Origin of the sequence: Sphingobacterium sp. UBA6317 (assembly GCF_002440385.1) — a bacterium.
In the GTDB taxonomy this organism is placed as follows: Bacteria; Bacteroidota; Bacteroidia; order Sphingobacteriales; family Sphingobacteriaceae; genus Sphingobacterium; species Sphingobacterium multivorum.
On the sequence record NZ_DJTD01000028.1, the window covers coordinates 41,762 to 58,881 of the forward strand.

At 39.6% G+C, this 17,120-nt stretch carries 17 protein-coding genes; 11 read left to right on the forward strand and 6 right to left on the reverse strand.

Annotation, left to right across the window (positions count from 1 at the left end):
* Positions 1 to 104 precede the first annotated feature (104 nt).
* The gene (locus B3E92_RS08210; RefSeq protein ID WP_286896171.1) at positions 105 to 1,238 is read right to left on the reverse strand and encodes an MFS transporter; all 1,134 of its coding nucleotides are present in this window, start codon (positions 1,236 to 1,238) and stop codon (positions 105 to 107) included.
* A 118-nt stretch (positions 1,239 to 1,356) separates the two neighbouring features.
* Between B3E92_RS08210 and B3E92_RS08215 the strand changes: the two genes are divergently transcribed.
* The gene (locus B3E92_RS08215) at positions 1,357 to 1,695 is read left to right on the forward strand and encodes a winged helix-turn-helix transcriptional regulator (protein WP_112375470.1); all 339 of its coding nucleotides are present in this window, start codon (positions 1,357 to 1,359) and stop codon (positions 1,693 to 1,695) included.
* A 165-nt stretch (positions 1,696 to 1,860) separates the two neighbouring features.
* On the opposite strand, the gene B3E92_RS08220 is transcribed toward B3E92_RS08215, so the two are convergent.
* Positions 1,861 to 2,853: a 2-hydroxyacid dehydrogenase gene (locus tag B3E92_RS08220; RefSeq protein WP_046673609.1), complete on the reverse strand. Its 993-nt coding sequence runs from the start codon at positions 2,851 to 2,853 to the stop codon at positions 1,861 to 1,863.
* Between the two features lie 175 nt (positions 2,854 to 3,028).
* Between B3E92_RS08220 and B3E92_RS08225 the strand changes: the two genes are divergently transcribed.
* The 8 genes from B3E92_RS08225 (at position 3,029) to B3E92_RS08260 (ending at position 11,863) form a co-directional block, all read left to right on the forward strand.
* Positions 3,029 to 4,108, forward strand: coding sequence for an NAD(P)H-dependent flavin oxidoreductase (locus B3E92_RS08225; RefSeq protein ID WP_286896173.1), 1,080 nt, complete (start codon positions 3,029 to 3,031; stop codon positions 4,106 to 4,108).
* Between the two features lie 167 nt (positions 4,109 to 4,275).
* Entirely contained in the window at positions 4,276 to 4,656 is a 381-nt protein-coding gene (locus B3E92_RS08230; protein ID WP_286896174.1) for a response regulator, read from the forward strand.
* Positions 4,649 to 5,785, forward strand: coding sequence for a HEAT repeat domain-containing protein (locus B3E92_RS08235; protein WP_286751969.1), 1,137 nt, complete (start codon positions 4,649 to 4,651; stop codon positions 5,783 to 5,785). The genes B3E92_RS08230 and B3E92_RS08235 overlap by 8 nt, the downstream gene beginning before the upstream one ends.
* 39 nt (positions 5,786 to 5,824) lie before the next feature.
* On the forward strand, positions 5,825 to 6,604 hold the full coding sequence (locus B3E92_RS08240; protein WP_286896175.1) for a glycosyltransferase family 2 protein: 780 nt from the start codon (positions 5,825 to 5,827) through the stop codon (positions 6,602 to 6,604).
* Entirely contained in the window at positions 6,555 to 7,262 is a 708-nt protein-coding gene (locus B3E92_RS08245) for a glycosyltransferase (RefSeq protein WP_349676660.1), read from the forward strand. Before B3E92_RS08240 ends, B3E92_RS08245 begins: the two co-directional genes overlap by 50 nt.
* 4 nt (positions 7,263 to 7,266) lie before the next feature.
* Positions 7,267 to 8,799, forward strand: a complete 1,533-nt coding sequence (locus B3E92_RS08250) for a YaiO family outer membrane beta-barrel protein (protein WP_286896178.1) — start codon at positions 7,267 to 7,269, stop codon at positions 8,797 to 8,799.
* A gap of 1 nt (position 8,800) precedes the next feature.
* Positions 8,801 to 11,017 (forward strand): DUF4838 domain-containing protein, encoded by a 2,217-nt coding sequence (locus tag B3E92_RS08255; RefSeq protein ID WP_286896179.1) that lies wholly within the window; start codon positions 8,801 to 8,803, stop codon positions 11,015 to 11,017.
* A 129-nt stretch (positions 11,018 to 11,146) separates the two neighbouring features.
* Positions 11,147 to 11,863 carry an MIP family channel protein gene (locus B3E92_RS08260; RefSeq protein WP_286896182.1) on the forward strand — a complete coding sequence of 239 codons (717 nt, stop codon included), beginning with the start codon at positions 11,147 to 11,149 and terminating at the stop codon, positions 11,861 to 11,863.
* 93 nt (positions 11,864 to 11,956) lie between these two features.
* On the opposite strand, the gene B3E92_RS08265 is transcribed toward B3E92_RS08260, so the two are convergent.
* Positions 11,957 to 12,982 carry a threonine aldolase family protein gene (locus tag B3E92_RS08265; protein WP_070563890.1) on the reverse strand — a complete coding sequence of 342 codons (1,026 nt, stop codon included), beginning with the start codon at positions 12,980 to 12,982 and terminating at the stop codon, positions 11,957 to 11,959.
* A gap of 266 nt (positions 12,983 to 13,248) precedes the next feature.
* Here B3E92_RS08265 and B3E92_RS08270 point away from each other — a divergent pair, with 266 nt between their 5' ends.
* On the forward strand, positions 13,249 to 13,767 hold the full coding sequence (locus B3E92_RS08270; protein WP_201303537.1) for a VOC family protein: 519 nt from the start codon (positions 13,249 to 13,251) through the stop codon (positions 13,765 to 13,767).
* A gap of 11 nt (positions 13,768 to 13,778) precedes the next feature.
* On the opposite strand, the gene B3E92_RS08275 is transcribed toward B3E92_RS08270, so the two are convergent.
* Together B3E92_RS08275 and B3E92_RS08280 are read right to left on the reverse strand one after the other, a co-directional pair.
* Positions 13,779 to 14,168, reverse strand: a complete 390-nt coding sequence (locus B3E92_RS08275; RefSeq protein ID WP_112374072.1) for a DUF2809 domain-containing protein — start codon at positions 14,166 to 14,168, stop codon at positions 13,779 to 13,781.
* 20 nt (positions 14,169 to 14,188) lie between these two features.
* Positions 14,189 to 14,704 carry a hypothetical protein gene (locus B3E92_RS08280; protein WP_070563896.1) on the reverse strand — a complete coding sequence of 172 codons (516 nt, stop codon included), beginning with the start codon at positions 14,702 to 14,704 and terminating at the stop codon, positions 14,189 to 14,191.
* Between the two features lie 297 nt (positions 14,705 to 15,001).
* Here B3E92_RS08280 and B3E92_RS08285 point away from each other — a divergent pair, with 297 nt between their 5' ends.
* Positions 15,002 to 15,634: a hypothetical protein gene (locus B3E92_RS08285; protein ID WP_286896183.1), complete on the forward strand. Its 633-nt coding sequence runs from the start codon at positions 15,002 to 15,004 to the stop codon at positions 15,632 to 15,634.
* 5 nt (positions 15,635 to 15,639) lie between these two features.
* Here B3E92_RS08285 and B3E92_RS08290 read toward each other — a convergent pair whose 3' ends face one another.
* Complete coding sequence (locus B3E92_RS08290; RefSeq protein WP_070563902.1) at positions 15,640 to 16,974, reverse strand: GH1 family beta-glucosidase; 1,335 nt, start codon at positions 16,972 to 16,974, stop codon at positions 15,640 to 15,642.
* Positions 16,975 to 17,120 lie beyond the last annotated feature (146 nt).

Consider the following 17,120-nt stretch of genomic DNA (forward strand, 5'->3'; position numbering starts at 1 on the left):
GGCATATTGATAATTGTTGTATCGTAAGATAGATGGCAGATCCGACTGAAATTAATTTTTCATTGAGGTCTTTTAAGGCAAGAGTCATTAATGCAGGTAGTACACTACCGCAACCAATGCCGTAAAAAAAAGAACAGGGTATGTATCTGGTAGTTATTTAAAAGCATCCTATTAAAAATGAAAAGATGTGCAACCAATCCCAAAATCATGATGCCTAATCCATAAAGCACCACAATTTTTCCATGACGCTGGATCAACTTGCTGACCATAACGCTTGTCAATACATAACCTATACCTTGATAAACAAAGGCAATTCCGGTCATTGTTGCTGTATAATTCTTTTGATTTTGAAGGTAATTGGAATTTATGATAAAATAAGCGTCCTGTACCATATAGTAGGCTAATGCGGCCAGCAGACCCAAATTGAAAACCCGATTATTGAATAAGGTGAAATTGAGTACGCTAGGATAGCCCATCTTTTCTAATTTACGCTGTTTTTTTAGAAATAGCTGGACAAAAACAAGCGTTGTTCCCAGGACCAGCAGTGACCATATTGGCCATTTCAAGTCAGGCCCCATGATTAATGGAAAAATTATTCCCATTAAAAGCGTAAATAATGTTACCATTGGTTTAAAAGAAACAGCGGATTTAACGTAGACTTGATCGTTAGCTGTATAACGATAGACAGCAAAGCAGGCGACCACCCCAATGGGAACATTAATTAAAAAGATAAGACGCCAGCTTTCATGTATCCAGGTCTGGTCGGGAAGTATTCCGCCCAATAATTGACCGATGACAGAAGCGATGCCTGCTATACTCCCATAAATACCCAATGCCATTGATCTCTTCTCGGGATTTTCAAAACGTAAGGTGATCAATGCGATACCCTGTGGAACCATCAATCCAGAACTAATCCCTTGGATCAATCTTCCGGCCAATAAAATGTAAAGATTATCGGCTAAGCCACATAAAAGAGAGGCTACTGTAAAACCAGCCATGCCAATTAAATATAATTTCTTCTTTCCATAATGATTTCCGGCATTCCCTGCATTGATTAGAAGACTTGTGTAACCAATGATATATAGTATTATGATCCATTGCGTATCACTATTGCGTAGATGTAGCGCATGTTGAACCGTGGGAAGAGAAACATTAATGATAAAAAGATCGATGACGAAAAGAAATATACCCGTTGAAAGGAGGAAAATATGAAGTAGATCCTTAATTTGAAAGCGCATATAGAAAGTTTTTAATAATTTTACGATTAAAAATAGTTTGGATATTTTTTGCAATCAAGTAGTTATAAATGATGTACTTGGTATGTTTTTATGAACTAATGGTCAGTATGGGGAGATTATGAAGGAAAAAAAAAGTGAAAATTTTGGAGCCTGTTGTGATGTCAACGGAATTTTTAAGATAATTGGCGGAAAATGGAAAGTTTTGCTCATTAAGGCTGTTGCCAAACAATGCCCCAAAAGATTTGGAGAACTACGGCGGGAAATGGAAGATCTGGCGCAAACGACCTTGACCGTTCAACTCCGTGAGCTCGAACGTGATGGTATTTTATGTAGACAGATTTATGCTGAATCTCCACCACGTGTGGAGTATAAACTTAGCGAATTAGGTAAAACTTTACTGCCGGTCATTGAAAGACTTGATGAGTGGTGGTGTGATTACAAACGCGAAAGGGGATAGGCATTTAGTTTATATTCCCTTTCGCTACTCATTTTTGCTGATGCCTAATGAGACAATTGTACCGATGATACAACAGTTTGCATCAATTCTGTTTCTTTAAAAGGTGCATTTAGCCACAACATTGCTAATAGCGCTACCTCAAAATAAATTTGATGGGAAGTCTTGTTAAAGCATGACCTCGGCGTCAGTGATTCCTTTGGTTGATAGGTCTGAGATGCTCCTTAGTGTTCTTTGCGAAATTTCGGTTAATGCTTCTGTGGTGAAAAAAGCTTGGTGTGCCGTCACTAAGACATTCGGATAACTCATCAATAATTGTATTGTTTCATCTTCAATAATTGTTGTCGATAAGTCTTTAAAAAACAACTTTTCCTCTTGTTCATAGACATCAATACCCAGTAAACCAATTTTTCGTTCTTTGAGTGCTTTAATGACATCTTGGGTGTTGATCAGATTGCCTCTGCTTGTATTAATAATAGTAACGCCGTCTTTCATTTTCCCCAATGACTCGCTATTGATGAGGTAGTGGTTCTCGGAGGTTAGGGGACAATGAAGTGAAATGATATCTGATTCTTTAAAGAGCTCATCCAATGATTTGTAATTGACACCCTGTGTTGTAAGCTGCTGATCGGGATATAAGTCATAGGCAATTATTTCTGCCCCAAATCCCAATGCAATTTTGATAAAGGCCTTTCCAATTTTCCCCGTTCCAATAACGCCAATTTTTTTCTGGTGAAGATTAAATCCTAAAAGGCCATTCAATGCAAAATTTTGCTCCCTTACGCGGTTATAGGCTTTATGGGTTTTACGATTCAATGTCAATAACATTGCCATTGTATGCTCTGCAACTGCTTCTGGGGAATAAGCCGGGACCCGACATACCTGAATGCCAAACTCCTTTGCCGCCTCCAGGTCAACATTGTTAAAACCAGCACAGCGTAATGCAATCAGTTCGACACCTTTTTGAGCAAGTACTTCAATCACTTGTCGGTTTAGTTTATCATTGACAAATGCGCAGACCACTTTCTCATCTTCAATAGCATTGACAATATGTGGACCTAAATGCGTTTCAAAAAAATTAAACTGAAATCCGTAAGCGCTGTTTTCCTGTTCAAAGAATAATTTGTCGTATGGTTTAGTCGAAAAGAAGGCGATTTTCATAAAATTGTTTGTTACGTAATAGAATACCATAAATATACAGTATAAATAGCTTATTTGGAACTTCCGTTGTAGGATGTTTCCCAATTGTTATCACATCATTTAACAAAAAATAAGCTAAATTAGACGCATTACATCGATCGTTATACAAATTTTAAGACTATTAAATTGTCCCGATATGCAGTGGTCAAATCAACTCACAAGATCAATAGGTATTGAATATCCGATTATCCAAGCTCCAATGTTTGGTGTTACGACACCAGAAATGGTCATTGCAGCCTCGCGTGCTGGAGCGCTCGGTTCGTTATCTTTGGGTGATCTGCCGCCAGAACGTTGCAGCGAACTTATTCGTTTGACTGCCGAAAATCTAAAGCGGCCTTTCGCGGTCAATATTTTTGTCAATAATATTCCCAAGGTTTCATTCGATTTAAGGAAACAGTATAGTGAAACAAAAACTTTCGTGGAGCAATTAGCCGCGCAGCACGATTTGAAAGTAACCTTACCCGAGCTTGATAGTATCCATTTGACCGATTACAGGGAACAGATTGACGTAATCATCACCCATCGGTGTAAAGTTGTGAGTTTTACGTTTGGAAATTTGGATACAGAAAGTATAAAACGATTGAAAGACAATGATGTTACTCTTATTGGTACATGCACCTCGGTGGCAGAAGCAATCGCTTTGGAAGAATCTGACATTGACATCATCTGTGTACAGGGACTAGAAGCAGGGGGACATCGCGGAAGTTTTGACGAGACTCCAATACCGGCGATTGGCGGACTTTCACTACTACCGCAGGTAAAAGAGCATGTCCATGTTCCCCTTATTTATGCCGGTGGTTTATACAACGCTAGTACATTGCATGCTGCAAAGCTCTTAGGTGCCAGTGGCTTCCAGGTGGGTAGTTTATTACTCAAATCTAAGGAGAGAGCGCTCCTGGACTTTGAAAAAGCGCGTCTTTCAGGCGTTAATGAATCAGACATCGTATTAACGAGGAGCTTTTCAGGGCGCTACGCCAGAGGTATAAAAAATAAATTCATTGAAGCTTTAGAAGCCGCTCAAAAGATTTTGCCCTATCCTTATCAAAATAAACTCACAGGCGAATTAAGAAGAGTAGCAAGGATAAATAGAAATGCTGATTTTATCCACATTTGGACCGGACAATCGATACATTCTTACAGTGAACTTTCTACTGCAGATATCATTCGTTCCTTGATCGAAGAAGTTGAAATTTTACATACTAGTTTAGTTGTTTAACAATAAACACGAAATAAGCTATGTCAATATATTGTCATTTTAAGAGATAACAATCCTTAAAACCTGCGTTTAAATTATTTAAATCCACCTGTAGTTGTTAATCTACAAGACATTTTCTTTTTTTTTCGAAACTTTGTCTCACCGTGAAAAACTAAAAATCTACCGCTATGGAGAACGAAAAAAAGAGAATTCTTGTTATCGAAGATAATGAAATTCTATTGAGCACAATGCAATTTGTTCTTGTAAGAGAAGGGTATGACCTCTTACTGGCAAAGTCCGGTAAAGAAGCCTTTTCGCTGGTTTCGGATGAAACCATTGATTTGGTCATAACAGACCTGGCATTACCCTTTGCTAATGGTTACGAAATAATCGATCGCATTCGGAAAAGCAGTACGAATAACCAGGTGCCCGTTATTATTATTTCAGGCTATCGAGATGACAACAGCATTGTTGAAGGTTTCGAAGTAGGAGCCAACGATTATATCAAAAAAACTATTTCGCCGTCTGAACTGATATCCCGTGTACGATTAAGAATAGGTCATGCTTAGTAAAATAGAACATACGATTCATAGCATCCGATCCTTTTTTGAGGGTGAGGGTTGGCCAATTTTGGTTACGATAGCGCTTGTGTTGAGCTTTCTATTTTGGGTAAGCTGTCTTGTCGGTATTGCTATCTTTTATTATCGTGACTATCGGTATCGCCTATATCATGCTAAAATATATCCTGTATTGCGAGATTTTATCTATGAACACATTTTGATTGATAATAGGAATAGCCATTATCCGGTGGATAAACTAGCGTTGGATCTTCATAAGCCGATCATTCAGAAAGTGGTCCGTCAAATATTGCATGAATATATTTTTACTATCGGTGGAGAGAAAGGAAAAAATATGCGGAGTTTATTTAATGAATTGGGCTTCGATAGAGAAGCGCAATACGAAATAAGACACGAGAGCCACCATGTGGCAGCCACAGTAAGATCTTTGGCCGATTTAGCATTGATGAAGGTCGAAATCCAGGATGCGGTTTTGATGCAGCTGATGAGTAGCCCACGCATTGAAATTCGGGTAGCGGCCTTTAAATATCTTTTGCAGGTGCGGGGTGAAATATCCTTCGATCAGGTTTTTTCTGGTATTGCAGGAATTACTGACCTGGATGCACTTGATATCTATCAAACAATTGTCTCAACCGATTATGTGGGATCTTACGTGTTCTCTCAATGGCTGGACGGCGCTCAATCTTTTTCAATCAATAGCCTTATGATGGACCTCATGGTCTATTACCAGCAATTGGATGAAGAAAAATTATGGCAGCTCATCGTTTCAGCTCAGGACGCTAAAACGCTACACAAAGCGATCAACTCATTGGGCAAACTCCTGGCGAGAGATAGCGAAAGTCGGTTAGTGGATTTTTACACCATCGAGCAGCCCTTAAATGTCAAGATAGAGATTGTAAAAGCATTGGGGCGTCTTGGTCAAGGAAAATCGATCGATCTTTTAGAGAACATCTTCAACGATAAAAGTACAGTATTGGCACTACGAAAACACGCTTATCGTTCCCTGCTCGCGCAAAAGCCTTACAGTGCATCAAGTTTACGTAAAATTGAAACTGCTGAAAATTTGGACGATTATAAGCTTATACGTTATGTTAGTCACCCTATGGTTCACTATATATAGATTGCTAGGTATTGGTTCCATAACACAAAAGTATTGCATATGAAACATTTTATATTTTCAATAGAATTTGTTTTCGGATTTTATTGTCTCTTGCTGTTGATTGTATACGTCATGTTGTTTCGGATGTCATCCATATCGATCCGGAAGAATCTTCGTAAGAGAAATTCCCGACGTGTGCAGACATTAATGGAGTCTGAAATTGCTCCAGGGGTAAGTATTGTCGCACCAGCATATAATGAATCGGTTACAATCGTGAACAATGTACGTTCGCTGATGACACTGTTTTACTCCAGATACGAGGTCGTTATTGTGAATGATGGCAGTAAAGATGATACATTGGAGAAGCTCATTAAAGAGTTTGATCTGGTCCAGGTAGACTTTTTGGTTGACTATTTGGTGCCATGTAAGGAGATTAAAGCAATCTACAAATCCAGGGACATCTCTCATAAACGACTAACGATCGTTGATAAAATAAACGGGGGTAGTAAGGCCGATGCGGTAAATGCTGGAATTATTGTAGCTTCCTTTCCTTATATTTTAAATACCGATGTGGATTGTGTACTCGCCAATGACACCCTGGTTCAATTAATCGAAGCTGTACTGGATTCGAAGGAACGTGTAATCGCTGTGGGCGCAACACTACGGATGTCAAACTCCAGTTATGTGGATTCCGGTATGTTGGTGGAAGCTGCATTACCCAAACCCATATTGGCCCGTTTTCAGGAAATGGAATACATTCGATCATACCTGTTGGGTAAAATGGGCTGGAATTACCTCAACTGTATTCCCAATGTTTCTGGGGGGATTGGGATTGTTTGATAAAGAGATTCTCATTGCTGCGGGCGGATATGATTCTAATTCCTTGGGCGAGGATATGGAGATGGTAACCAGAATGTGTATGACCATGTGTGACAATAACCAAAAATACGAGGTCAAGTATATTCCGCAGACGCTCTGTTGGACTGAGGGGCCTGACAGCCTCAAGATGTTAACGCGTCAACGTGTACGCTGGGCGCGGGGTTTGATGCAAATTATGCGCACACATCGTAAGGCCTTTTTTAATCCAAAGTACAAAAGGTTTGGACTCATCGTTTTTCCATACAATGCCATTTTCGAATTTTTTGCCCCTATTATGGAGATTTTAGGTATTTTCTTTTATATCTACCTCATCCTAACACATGGCATTAATTGGCCAATGGCTATTCTTTTATTGATCTTCGTCTATATGTTTTCGGTCTTTCTGACAAGTTTTTCCATTTTACTGGACAATTATGTCTATAAATATTACAAACGGCGAAAAGATATTATAAGGTTATGCCTCACCGCATTTATAGAACCATTTGTTTATCATCCCATTATCGTTTATAGCTCGCTTAAGGGCTATGTCCAAGAACTTTTTGGGAAAAAGCATGCCTGGGGGGAAATGACGCGAAAAGGCACCTTAACTCCTTTGCCCTCTGATCACATTAAAAAGTAGAAAAATGAAAAAATTAATCCTATCTGCGCTAATTTTTTGTTTGCTATTTTTGTCGCAAGTTGTACATGCGCAGGTTAACTGGCAAAATAAAACATACGACGTTGACAGCTTGGTTCCAAAAGCCGCTGGCTACCTGCGAGCAGGAAGAGTGGGGGAATCCATTGCATTGAGCCAAACCGTATTATCAAAATATCCTAAATACACGGATTTTAGGTATATCTTGGGATTGAGCTATCAGAAGATGGGGCGAGCCGACTGGGCGATTCCCTATTTTGAAGCAGTGGTTTCGAGCGAGCCGAGCTACAGAGATGCGTATCTTTCATTAGCTGCACTATATGAGTCTTCTAATCAGCCTGAAAAAGCAACGATTACCTGGCAATCCGCACGTAAACGGTTTCCGATGGACGCTGAAATCATCAGGTTGTATAGCGAATTTGAACATAGGAAGTTAAAACGTGACCGTGATGCGTGCATCGATATCTGGTATAAAAGGGGACGGAATTTCGTCGAAAAGGGAGATGTATTTCAAGCATTGGCTTATTCGGACAGTATACAACATGCTGATCCTGCAGACAATCGTTTCTTATACCTGCGATCAAGTGCTTTTATGACGAATAGAGAATACGGGAAAGCGAAGACTGATTTCGAAACTTTATGGAGCAGAGGTGACAGTTCGATTTTTGTTACCGAACAATTAGCAAACATTGCCGCACTAAACAAAGATTATTCAACGGCATTGGGTTATATGAATCAGCTGGTAGCGAAGATACCAGAAAATGTACAATATCAGCATTTGACCAAAGTTTACCGCGAGAATATGCCTTATAAGTTTTATATTGGAGCAAATCATATGCAAAGTTCGCAAGATCGGCCAAATGGACATTTCTTTATTTCAGGTCTGGAATATGGCCAAAAATTAGGGGAGAAAAATACACTTATCGGACAGTTTAATAACGGGAATAGACGTGGTGAGAAAGGTTATCAGGTCGGTTTGGATGCTTGGCTTAACTACAGTAAAAATATATATGCCTATCACCAGATAGCTTGGGCTGATGGTAGTGTTTTTCCAACATGGCGCGCATCTTATAGCCTATATCGGGAAGCGGGATTGTGGCTCTTCGATTTCGGAGGAAGGTATGTTCGTGCAAATGACAATACAAATAATTACGGACTTGTCGCTTCGGCAGGCCGATATTTTGGGCCAACTTTTGTCTATTTAAGGGGATTTTTGTTACGTGATGAACAGCGATGGAACCAAGCCTACTCCCTCGCGATCCGACATTATTATAACAGTGAAAAACCGGATTCCTATGTCACACTAATCGGTAATGTGGGGACTTCGCCAGATGATCCATCGCGTTATCAATTCCTAAACAACCGTTTCAATTTTTTATCCCGATCAATTAATGCAGGCTGGCAACATCGCATAGATGCTTGGGGTTTTACACTCATGGGCGGTTGGAGCTATTACAAAGTTGCTGAAAATAGATTTATGAACCAGTATGATCTAAATCTATCATTAAGGAGATATTTTTAATATGATGTGGAAGTTTATGTTAGGTCTATTGTCTTTGGTAACGATAGTTCAGGGTAAGGAAAGAATGGTATTGGTGGACAATGGGAAAACGGATTATGTCATCCAGGCGGATGCAAATGATCCTGTTGTACAAAAAGCTGCTGCGGTGATAAACACCTTTACAAAAGAAAGCACAGGTGTAGATTTTGCAATACAAGCCAAAGTTGATGATACATATGCCATTATTTTGGAAAGAAGCCCAATAACAAATGCGTCCCCTGAAGACAGTTATTCGATTGAAGCTGTAGGAAAAAATATTTACATCAAAGGAAGTGGTAGAGGTGTAATATTTGCGGCTTACCGTTATGTCAGGGATGTTATTGGTGGGCGAAAGTGGTATACAGGTAAAGACAGTACCGATGTTCCAAAGTGTACTGCGTTATATGTGGATGCCGATTTAAAAATCTTTTCAAAGCCTAATTTTCAATTTAGAGAAGTTTATTTCCCTGTGGAATTGGATCAGGAGTACATGGACTGGTATGGCCTACATAATTTGGAAGATAGATGGGGGGACTGGGGCCATACCTTCAGTAAAATATTGCCACCATCGATTTACTTTAAAGATCATCCGGAATATTACGCGCTGTATGATGGGAAGCGCCAACCGATTCAGCTCTGTCTTTCCAATGAAGAAGTTTTTACTCATACAGTCGCTTACTTTAAGAAAAGGATGCTTGAAAATCCAACGGCTATCTATTGGTCCATAGCAGCCAATGACGACATTGGAAGCTGTACTTGCGATCTTTGCCAAGCCGTTGATAAGCGCGAAGGAGGAGCACAGGGCTCCTTGATCCACTTTGTGAATAGGGTGGCCGGAAAATTTCCAGACAAGAAATTTACGACGCTGGCGTATCTCGAATCGGCTAATGCTCCAGCGCATCTTCGCGTCGCAGATAATGTTTCGGTTATATTAAGTAATATCGATGCTTTTCGGAAAAATGATATCAGTAGTGAATATTCTGCAGCAACTTTCCGTAGACAATTGGGCGCTTGGAAATCGAAAGCGAAGCATGTGTTTGTATGGGATTATTTGACTCAGTTTACCAATTATCTTGCCCCATTCCCCATTCAAGGAACGATGCAGAAAAGCATGCAATATTTGAAAGGACAAGGGGTAGAAGGGGTATTCTTACAAGGTGGCGGAGCGACCTATAGTGATATGGCGGAGTTAAATGCTTATATTTTGGCTAACCTTGCCTGGGATACAGATGGTCGTTCAGAAGAGCAATTGACAGATGAATTTATTGAGGGCTATTATGGTAAGGCTGCGCCATTTATTAAGAAATATCTCGATCTGCGAAGAAATCACTTGCCTGGAGCTTCCTCCGCTTTGTCGATTTATGGAAATCCAATTGATAATAGAAAGGATTTTTTGAGTCCCGAAGCTATGGATCAATACAGTACATTGTTAGAAAAAGCTGAAATTGCAAGTGAAGGAAATCCTTTATTAGAATCGCGTATTAGACGTGTCGGTTTAGGCTTGGATTACACCTACTTGCAACAAGCACGGTTCTATGGTCCGCATCAGCATGGTATCTTTGAGCAAGACAGCGACCATTTGGTTGTAAGACCTAATGTAAGCCGTAAAGTCACTCAATTTATTAAAGACGCCAAAAGGCTGGGGGTAATAGAACTTGCCGAAGGAGGGGCGTCACCTGATGCTTATGCAAAAGAATGGAGCGAAATATTCAATGCTGGAGTCAGAACGAACAAAGCTTCCCAAGCAAGTATAAAACTGAAAAATCCATTCGATCCTTCCTTCCCTGCCAATGGTCTGGAAACCCTCTCCGATAGTGTCCCAGGATACATGGATTATAGCTACAACTGGTTGCTATGGAATGGGGAGCCGATGGATATTACGTTTGATTTTGAACAGGAAAAACACATCGATACAATTGAGCTTAATTTTCTAAAGGATGTCCGACATTGGATATTTTCACCAAAGGAAGTCCGCATTTCGGTATCCAAAAATGGCGAAGATTTTCAAGATGTGCTGCTGAGGAAACTTGAATCTCAGGAGGAAGATTATACAGTTGAGAAGGTTCGCTATCGAGCTGTGATAAACGACCGTGTTAAGGTCATTCGAGTCTATGCTGAGCCCTTAGCAAAATTACCTGAATGGAGGTATCATCCGAAACGGAACGCGCTTATAGCCTGTGATGAAATATGGATAAACTGATGTTGAAGATGTATCTATAGAACTGATTTTAATAGTGTGTGAATATTGTTCTACAATAAATTTTTTAGTGCTTTAATTTAATACGGAAAATGATTAAATTAGAGTTAACTAAGTTATAAACAGATTCATATGGAAATTAAAACATCTTCAAAATTTGTTGCCGAACTAATTGGAACATTTGGTTTGGTACTTTTTGGTTGTGGAGCTGCCGCTATTGCAGGGGCCAATACCACAGCTGGACTTTCTGGCCTTGGCCTTTTGGGTATTGCAGTTGCCTTCGGCCTTTCGGTCGTGGTTTTTGCTTATGCGATCGGAGGAATCTCAGGTTGTCATATCAATCCTGCCGTTACGGTTGGTGTATTATTGGCGGGTAAAATGTCTGCTAAGGATGCAATTGTGTATATCATTGATCAATTTATTGGCGCACTTTTGGGAGCATTTGTTCTTCAACAGATTTTGAGTGGACAGCTGGCCGGCTTTACTGCAGGTGAATGGGCCTATGGCTCCAACGGATGGGGAAAGGGTTATCAAAACGAGTATGGTACTGCTTCTGCCTTTCTGATCGAAGCAGTGTTAACGTTTCTTTTTCTATTTGTGATATTAGCGACAACCTCTAAAGTAGGTAACAGTACAATGGCTGGACTTGCAATCGGTTTTACACTGCTATTAATCCACCTCGTTGCTATCCCTGTAACGGGTACATCCGTTAACCCAGCACGTTCATTTGGTCCTGCCATTTTAGCGGGGGGGCAAGCTTTGTCTCAGCTATGGTTATTTATCGTTGCGCCGCTCGTGGGTGCTGCAGTTGCAGCGGTTGTTTGGAAAGCGTTGGAACCTAAAGACTAATTTTTTTCATTTTATCGGATGCGTCCAATGGGTACAACATACCTATTGGACGCTTTCATTTAGGAGTGATTAATAAGCCTAGAGGTCGGATCACTAAGATTTCAATATGGCCTCCATAAAACTTGCAACCTGCTCCTCGTCGGTGGCCCAGGAGGTAATCAGGCGAATAGCAGCATAATCATTATCTATTTCCTTCCAAATATAAAACTGGTATTTCTGACTCAATGTCTCTATGACAGATTTGGGTAAAATCGGGAAAATTTGATTAGTGGTTGAGTCTGTCAAAAATGAATGGCCTTTTTCTTTGATCACCTGAGCGATCCGCATAGCGTAGGAATTTGCTTTTTGCGCTAGTTCAAAATATAAATCATCTTTAAAGAGCTCGAGAAACTGAATGGATAAAACCCGGCCCTTGGCAAGCAAAGCGCCCTTCTGCTTGATTGCATAGTCAAAATCCAGTGCCAATTCGGGTTTATTAAACACTACGGCTTCACCTAAAAGCGCACCGTTTTTCGTCCCGCCAATATAGAATACGTCAGCATAATTTCCAATGTCTTTCAGTGTTAGATCGTTGTTTTCAGCCATCAAAGCATGCCCCAACCGAGCTCCATCCAGATAAAGTAAAAGATGATGTTCTTGACAACATACATAAAGTGCTTCCAATTCTGTCAGCGTATAGATCGTGCCAATTTCAGTCGAATTGGAAATATACACTATTCTTGGCTTTACGACATGTGGTGCCAGTGCATGTTCCTTTAACGTTTTTGTAATATCCTTCGGCGTTAGTTTTCCATCAAGTGTTTCGACAGTAATGACTTTGTGTCCAGTTGCTTCGATAGCGCCAGTTTCATTGGCCGATATGTGCCCCGTTTTTGCGCTAATTACGGCTTCATGGATACGTAAGAGAAAGGATAGCACAAGTAGATTGGTCTGTGTTCCGCCAGATAAAAAGTAAACAACAGCTTGCTCGTTCGCTATCTTTTTCTTCAAAATGCTTTTTGCTGCTTTAGCATATTCATCTTCGCCATAGCCGGCTTGTTGTATCAGATTTGTTTCAATAAGTTTATCTAAAATGCGGGGGTGCGCCCCTTCGGAATAATCGTTTTTAAAATTATACATAACGCTGTTTTTTACTTCAGATGCTATTTACTAAGTACGTCAAACGCATTACCAGGATGATAAATGAATCTTGACCGAGTCAAATGTATAAATACAATATCGTTTTTTAACAATCTGAGCAGGAAAAAAATGGGATAAAAGCTATGAATATAACATTCTGAGCGTATAAGAAAAGAATATGTTGTTTTGCACTGTAAATGTTTTTTCAAAACTTATGATTAAATTTGGGAGAGGAGGTAGAAATAAATATTTATCCTTATCAAATTATGAAAAGAGTCGTATTTGTTGCGAGTATTTCGCTGGCGTTTGGAATGGGGTACGCCTTTAATACCATGAGCAATTTGAACCGACCTGTCGAGTTAAAAAGAGTAACTGGTATAGGCGGAATTTTCTTCAAGTGCAAAGATCCTAAAAAATTAAGGGCCTGGTATGCCGATCATCTGGGACTGGCAACAAATTCTTACGGCGCTGTATTTGAGTGGTATCAGGGTGCTGATAGTACGAAAAAAGGATTTACGCAATGGAGCCCTTTTAAAGAGAGTACAAGCTATTTTGGTCCCTCGGACAAAGACTTTATGATCAATTATCGGGTTGCCGATATTGAAATTCTAATCGATCAATTGAAGAAGGAGGGAGTTACGGTACTTGATAAGATCGAGTCCTTTGACTATGGCAAATTTGTTCATATCATGGATATTGAAGGAAATAAAATAGAGCTTTGGCAGCCGAATGATGTTGCTTATGAAAAGATGGGCATCGATATGGGGGCCAAAACGACAAAATAGGTCTATTCAGTTCACAACGCAGGGTCTGTTTTTAGCAAATGATCTTTAAGATAATCAAGAAATGCAGCTCCAAGCGCTCCCAGGAAATAAGCCCCTAAATCTGACCAGAGAAATCCTTGTCCAAATACGAGGCGCAAAAGTGAATTGCTCCTTATCCATAAAAATAGGGGCAATTGGACAAGTTGTAAAAATTCAATGGTAAAACAGAATAGAATGGTAATGATACAGTAGGAGAACAGTGATTTTTTAATAAATATTAAGCGTGATAACCAATACACCATCATGGCATAAAGCACATCGCCACATATAGGCGGTATGACAGATATTTTACGTGAGATTAAACCCAAGAGTAGAGTTGTCACCATTAGGACCAAATACTGAATTTTTGCCGCGCTTTTCATTTCGTATATCGATGCCAAATTTATTGCCTGGAATAGGAAATTGTTTCAACAGGATTTCCAAAGATCTTTTTGTTCCCCTTTGTCTTCACAAATCTACCCTGTTGTGCTATTGCACTAGCGATGGAGAAAATGACATTTGTGTCGTTTTGGGGGTGTATTGTAGCGAGTAGCTGTCTATTTTGATCGAACAGCTGAAGCTGGTTGACCAAAGCATGGTTTATTTCCATGATGTAGATCTCTTTCAGTGGAATAATGCTATCCTCTTTTTTCGGCTGCCTGATAGATAAGTTCGCACTGTCAACTTGTACTTCAATCTTGGGATTGATCAATTGCAAGATGACGACTAGTGGACCAATGATAACAACCGCAACCAATATCCCTAAGCCCTTCGCCGAACCAAAGTTATTTGCCGCATCGGCCATCCCATTTATACCACCGAAGATCATATAACATAGTATAAATACAACAACTAAATAAATTAATCCAAAGATTAAGCCCTTTTTAACCTGATGTGATTTAAACTGAAAAGTCTTCATACGATACGCTTTGATTTTTTACATATATATTAATTAAAGATATTTATATTTATGCAATCAGAGAGATATTATGTTAAACATTTTTTCATTTTGTTCGAGCAGGTAGTGGAAAACAGCATTGAAATTAAGAGAACCAACTTCCAACGGAAATCAGATTATTTTCAACTGCTGATGTATATGCTATGCTCAGTGCTGGGTGTTGTCAGTATATTTTGGGATTGGAAAGCAAGTATCCCAGCTGTAATGTGTACAATTTTTGTGTTAATAATACGACGTAAGGTTGACATTTTGTCTAATATGAGCTGGTTTATTTTTGGATTTATTGCTGTTGCATTGCTTTTGTCCTGGATTTTTCATCTGTCTTTTGGTCTGTTTGTGCTTCAGTGTGCATTATTTGCAACCGTTAAACTTGCCATATCAAAATTTAGAGAGATTGGTCAAGATCACACTGATATTATCTTCTCTTTAAATGCCATTGAGTTCTCTTGTCTATGTCCCGAAAACAGCGATTATAAGGGCTATGCAATAAATCCCATGGGCTATAAAAAGCGATTTCAAATGGCAGATATTCGCTCTGTACAACGCGATCGCAAAAATCTACTTATCGTATTAAAAGAACAGATCGTCCGCCCCCGCGAACTTAGACAGGAAGAGATAGAGCTCATTCTTACGTATTTTAGAAAAAATAAGGCCGCTCTTATTCATGCGGTAACCACCGAAAGGATCCTCCAGGAAGAGGATCGTGTCTATTGGATCAAGCTGATTGTTTTTGCTTTGCCCTGTCTGTTGGCGGTATGCGCAATCTATATTTTTGCTGATAACGGGCGAAATTCATTAATCAGCGGATGTATCATTATTGGGGCAATACTTGTAGCGGTAATTTTATTAAAAATCACGAATTTGATTTATCATCATGGTGAGAAAAAGTAATTTTTTTATTTTAAGAAGTCCGCATACCAATGCCCAGAGGATTTGATGATACGTTGTTGATTTTTGAAATCAACATACACCAGTCCAAATCTTGGCCGATATCCTTCAGCCCATTCGAAGTTGTCAAGAAAAGTCCATACAAAATAGCCCTTGACATTTATACCTTCCTGTTTCGCACGATAAACTTGTTGCAATGCTTCCTGTAAATAGGAAACTCTTTTAGGATCATGTACTATACCATTCTCGGCTTTATCCGGAAACGCGGCGCCGTTTTCGGTAACAATTAAAGGCGGCATGTTTTGGTAGGTACTGAATTTTTTGAGCATATGATAGATGGACGCTGGGTAAACCTCCCAGTTCATTTCAGTTAAATCAACTTTACGCTCTTTTGCGGATACTATTTTTGCTTGGAGATAAGGAACGAACATGGCGTATCGTATAACCTCCCGCGTATAATTCTGTATCCCAATGAAATCCATATCAAATTTCAGGTCTCTTTCATCATTAAATTTAATATACTTCTCAATTCTATTCAGTATTTTAATCTCCTGAGTAGGATAGCCCATTCCTAAGAGAGGTTCTATAAACAGACGATTGAGTAATACGTCTGCTTTTTTTGCTGCTTTAATGTCCTTGTCTCTCGATGTGAATGGTTCGACATGAGAACATGAAAATGTAGTTCCAACCTGACTGTCGGGCTGGATCGATTTGATGATTCGACCTCCCTGTGCTTGTGCCAATGCCGCATGATGCGCGGCGGCCAAAAAATTACCCAGACCTTTTCGTTCCGGTGCATGCACGCCAAAGAAATAACCTGCGGCAGTGAATACGGTAGGCTCATTGAGAACCATCCAGTTTTTAACACGATCACCGTAGGTATGCACACATTTGGAAACAAATTCGCCAAACCAATCTTTTACATCACGGTTCACCCAGCCACCTTTTTTTTCTAATGCATGGGGAAGATCCCAATGGTATAAGGTAACCCAAGGGGTGATCCCTAGTTCGAGCGATAGGTCGATCAATTGATCATAAAAATCCAAACCTGATTGATTTACTTCACCGATTCCACCCGGGAAAATACGGCTCCATGATAAGGAGAATCTATAATTAGGAATATGCATTCCTTTCATTAGATGGAGATCCTGGACGTAGCGATTATAAAAATCGCAAGCCTGATTACCATGTTGATTTTGAAATATACGGTTCCTTTTTTGTACAAAGATATCCCAAATAGAAGGACCTTTGCCATGTAAATCATGCGCACCCTCGATCTGATAGGCAGCTGTAGACACTCCCCAAATAAAATCTTTGCCAAAAGCATCTTTGGTTAAAAGCATTTATAAAATAAAATTATCGGACCTCAATGCCGTTTAAAAACAATTAGGTCTTGTGGAATCTCAAGGGTGAATAGAATGAACTGAATCGACCTAGAAAGATCCTAAATATAATTCGCTGGAAAAAATAGTTTATCGTTTTCATAATA